The sequence below is a fragment of the Fretibacterium fastidiosum genome (genome assembly GCF_000210715.1).
GTDB lineage: Bacteria > Synergistota > Synergistia > Synergistales > Aminobacteriaceae > Fretibacterium > Fretibacterium fastidiosum.
Window position 1 is genome coordinate 1,570,718 of record NC_021038.1, and the last position, 4,109, is coordinate 1,574,826.

At 66.7% G+C, this 4,109-nt stretch carries 4 protein-coding genes; all 4 read left to right on the forward strand.

Features of this window, described 5'->3' with window-relative positions:
- The first annotated feature begins 13 nt into the window (after positions 1-13).
- Complete coding sequence (rsmH, locus tag SY1_RS07300) at positions 14-925, forward strand: 16S rRNA (cytosine(1402)-N(4))-methyltransferase RsmH (protein ID WP_015556635.1); 912 nt, start codon at positions 14-16, stop codon at positions 923-925.
- 138 nt (positions 926-1,063) lie between these two features.
- Entirely contained in the window at positions 1,064-1,450 is a 387-nt protein-coding gene (locus tag SY1_RS07305) for a hypothetical protein (RefSeq protein WP_208873273.1), read from the forward strand.
- A gap of 46 nt (positions 1,451-1,496) precedes the next feature.
- The gene (locus SY1_RS07310; RefSeq protein WP_208873275.1) at positions 1,497-3,170 is read left to right on the forward strand and encodes a peptidoglycan D,D-transpeptidase FtsI family protein; all 1,674 of its coding nucleotides are present in this window, start codon (positions 1,497-1,499) and stop codon (positions 3,168-3,170) included.
- On the forward strand, positions 3,167-4,109 hold a 943-nt coding region (locus SY1_RS07315; protein ID WP_243440624.1), incomplete at its 3' end, for a Mur ligase family protein. The genes SY1_RS07310 and SY1_RS07315, both read left to right, overlap by 4 nt.

Below are 4,109 nucleotides of genomic sequence, written 5' to 3' on the forward strand. Positions count from 1 at the left end.
GGAGGGGAAATGAATGGAGACGCATGAGCCAGTCCTGCTGCCGGAGGTCCTTTCCTTTCTGAGCGAGGCGTCGGAGCCGCGCAGGGCGCTTCGGATTGTGGACGGTACCCTGGGGTTGGGCGGTTACTCGGAGGCGATCCTCCGGGCTTTCCCCGATGGGCGGGTCTGGGGGGTGGATCGAGACCCGGATGCGCTGCGCCTGGCGAAGGGGCGCCTATCTGCTTTTGCCCCGCGCTTTTGCGCCGTACACGCCAACTTTGGGGATATCGCAGGGGTTTTAGAGGGGGAGGCCCCCTTCGATGCGTTCGTGTTCGACCTTGGCGTCTCCAATCTGCAACTGACGGAGGCTGCGCGGGGCTTCTCGTTTCAGCAGGACGGCCCATTGGACATGAGGATGGATCCAGGCGGCGGAGCTCCCAGCGCAGCGGAGGTGCTGAGCGGCCTGAGCGCCGACGAGTTGGCTCGGATCTTCTGGGAGTACGGCGATGAGCGTTACTCCCGCCGCATTGCCAATGGTATAATCCAGCGTCGGGCCAGGGGGCTGCGACTTGAGACGACGGGGGAACTGGTAACCCTGATCCGGGAGGTCCTGCCGGCCCCCGTTCAGAGGAAGATGGGGACCCATCCCGCACGAAGGGTGTTTCAAGCGCTGCGCATCTTCGTGAACGACGAGCTTTCGGCGATCGAGTCCATGCTGGCGACCCTGCCGACTTTGGCGGGGGAGGGATGTGTGGCGGTGGTGGTGTCCTACCACTCGCTGGAGGATCGGATCGTGAAGCACCGCTTTCGGAGCTGGGAGAAGGAGAAGGGGCTGGGCCGTGCGCTGACGCGGCATCCACTCCTGCCCCAGGAGGAGGAGCGGACGCGCAACTACCGGTCGAGGAGCGCAAAACTTCGGGCCTTTCGTTTTTTTGAGGGCGGGTAGTTTTCCGTCGCAGAGGACGTCCGGCTTGCGAGCCGATTCATGGAAGATGACTGCGGTCGACGCAGCCCGAGCGCGTGGAGAACGGGCGGGGGCGTTGACCCGCAGATAGGCAGGGATGAAAGTGGGGCGAAATCTCGTATGCAGAAGGTAAAGGATCGTTCGTCGAGGCGTGGGATCGCGTTGATCCTGTGGGCAGGAGGGGGCCTCCTCCTCATCGCCCTTCTTGGGTTCCTGCGCTTCCACGCGGCGCGCCTGGCCTATCGACTCGATTCCATCAACGAATCCATACAGCAGTACGTCGCGGAGGAGACCCGGCTGCAGCAGGAGTTGTCCGCCCTCGTCGCTCCGATCAAGATCTACACCTACTGCAAGGAGTGCCTGGGGATGCAGAAGGTGCTGCGGGTCGAGGCGTTGTCGGTCGGGCCTCAGGAACGCCTGGCCTCCGCGGGGAGCCCTGCGCCCAGGCCCGACGACGCCGGGTGGCGCGCCAGCCTGGCCTGGCTCTGGGGCGGGGAGCGGCGGTGACGCGGGGCCGTCCTGCGCGAGCCATGGTCACCAAGGTGGAAGACCGTTGCGAAAACGGCATCTGATCAGCCCCTGGTTCCCGTTCGCCGTCCTGTACCTTCTGATGGGAGGGGCGCTGATCGAGCGCCACTGTTTTCCGAGCCCGCGCATCATCCAGCAGTCCCAGCACCAGTACTGGCGGCGCGTCCCCATGCGGGCGGACCGGGGGATCATCCAGGACGAGCGGGAGAACGCCCTCGTGATCTCCGAGCCCGTGTCGAGTTTTGCCGTGGACCCCAGCCTCCTCACCTCCGACGAGGCGTTGGCGCTGCAGGGGGCGCTGTCCGAGGACCTCCTCGCACGGCTGGCGCAGGCGGGGGATTCCCAATTCATGTGGCTCCGCCGGAAGGTGTCCCCGAAAGAGGGGGCGGACCTTCGGGCGCTCAACCTGAGGGCGCTGCTCGACATCGGAGAGCAGGACCGAAGGTATCCCAACCAGTCCCTCCTGGCCCACGTTCTGGGCTTTTGCGACATCGACAACCGGGGCCTTGCGGGGATCGAACAGGCCTGGGACTCCACGCTGTACAACCCGCCGGGGTACCGCATCCTGGTCCGCCGACCGGGCGCCCAGTCCGCCGTCCTCGTCAACGACGTGTCAAAGCAGAGGCGCACGACGCCCGTCGTGACCCTGACCGTTGACAGCAGGATGCAGTACGTCGTCGAGAAGCACCTCTTCAAGACAGCGAAGGACAACGGCGCCAAGTGGGCGGCTGCCGTCTGCATGGACCCGTGGACGGGGGCGATCCTGTCGATGGCCAGCTGGCCTCCGTTCGATCCGGGCGATCGAAGGAGCCTGGCCTCGGAGGCCCTCTCGAACAACGCGATCAGTCGGGGCTATGAGCCGGGGTCCACCCTCAAGCCGCTCGTCATGGGGATCGCGCTGGAGAACGGCTGGGCCCGGACGAACGAGACGTTCAACTGTCCGGCGCGGCTGAAGGTGGCGGACGGGTACGTGGCCGAGGCCGCTTCCAAGGCCATGGGAAGGATCGACACCGCCCACCTGATCATCAAGTCCTCCAACGTGGGCATGGCGCAGATCGGCATCCGGGCGGAAAAGGCGAAGATGTACGAGAGCCTCAGAGCCATGGGGTTCGGGCAGGAGAGCGACATCGAACTGCCGGCGGTGGCGGAGGGGATCGTCCCCTTTCCCGAACAGTGGCGCGGCGTCGTGCCCGCCAACATCGCGATCGGCCAGGGGCTGGCGGTGACCCCGCTGCAGCTGATCAATGCGACGGCCGCCATCGTCAACGGCGGCAGGCTGATGAGCCCCTACATTGTGAAGAAGGCGACCAACTCCATGGGGGAGACGGTGTACGAGGGCTCCCCCCTCGTCCTGCGCGAGGTGCTGACGCCGGAGACCGCAAGGTGGCTGCGGAAGGCGATGCGGGACGCCGTCGTCGAGGGCACCGGCAGGAGGGCCGAGACGAAGGTCACCCGGCTGGCGGGGAAGACGGGCACCGCTCAGGTGCCGGAGGGCGGAAAGTACAGCCGCCACCGTTACGTGGCTTCCTTCATCGGCTTCTGGCCCTACGAGGACCCGAAGTACCTCATGCTCCTCGTCATCGGGGAGCCGGCGGGGGGGCGCTATTACGGCGGCGAACTTGCGGCGCCCCCCTTTCGGGCCATCGTCGAGGAGATGGCGGAACTCGAATATTACGCACAGAAGAAGGGATCCCTATGAGCATAAAACTTTCCGAGGTCCTTGCCGCGATTCGAGGGCGGACGCCGTCCCTCGAAGTCAGGAACGCAGCGGAGGACCCACTGATCGGCGACGTGGCGTCGGACAGCCGCCAGGTGGGCGAGGGCACCCTCTTCTGCTGCATCCGCGGCGAGAGGAGCGACGGCCACGACTACGCCATGGAGGCCAGGGAGCGCGGGGCGCTGGCCCTGCTCTGCGAGCGGGACCCCGGCGTCGGCCTGCCGGCGGTCGTCGTCCCGTCGGTGCGCGACGTCATGGGGGACGCCGCGGCGGCCGTCTACGACAGGCCCGCGGAGAAGCTCCTGATGGTCGGCGTGACGGGGACCAACGGCAAGACCACGACGACCTACGTCCTGCGCAGCATCCTGCAGGCGGCCGGCGTCCGAACGGGGCTTTTGGGGACCATCGTGGAGAGCGACGGCGCCGAGGAGCACGACGCGACCCGCACGACGCCGGAGAGCTGCGTCGTCCAGCGCCGGCTTGCGGACATGGTGCGGAACCGGTGCGCCGCCTGCGTCATGGAGACCTCGTCCCACGGGCTCACCCTGGGGCGGCTGCGCGGCGCGAGCTACGACGTTCCCGTCTTCACCAATCTCAACCCGGAGCACCTCGACTTTCACAAGGAGATGGAAGACTACTTTCAGGCCAAGCGCCTGCTGTTCACCCGGTACGCGAAGCCCGACTTCCTGGGGGCGGCCAACGGGGACGACCCTTACGGACGGCGGCTCCTGGAGGAGGCGCCGGAGCACCTCAGGGGTTTCTCCATGGCGGCGGAGGACACGTTTGCCCGAGTGAGCCAGTGGAGCACCTCCCTCAGGGGGACGGAGATGCGGGTGGAGATGCGCGGCATGAGTCCGCTGGACCTCACGAGCCCCCTGTCCGGGGAGTTTAACGTCTGGAACATCCTCTGCGCGGTCACGG

Excerpts from the sequence above, each read along its gene's own strand:
- rsmH (WP_015556635.1), top strand. The coding sequence starts at position 14 with ATGGAGACGCATGAGCCAGTCCTGCTGCCGGAGGTCCTTTCCTTTCTG.
- SY1_RS07305 (WP_208873273.1), top strand. The coding sequence starts at position 1,064 with ATGCAGAAGGTAAAGGATCGTTCGTCGAGGCGTGGGATCGCGTTGATC.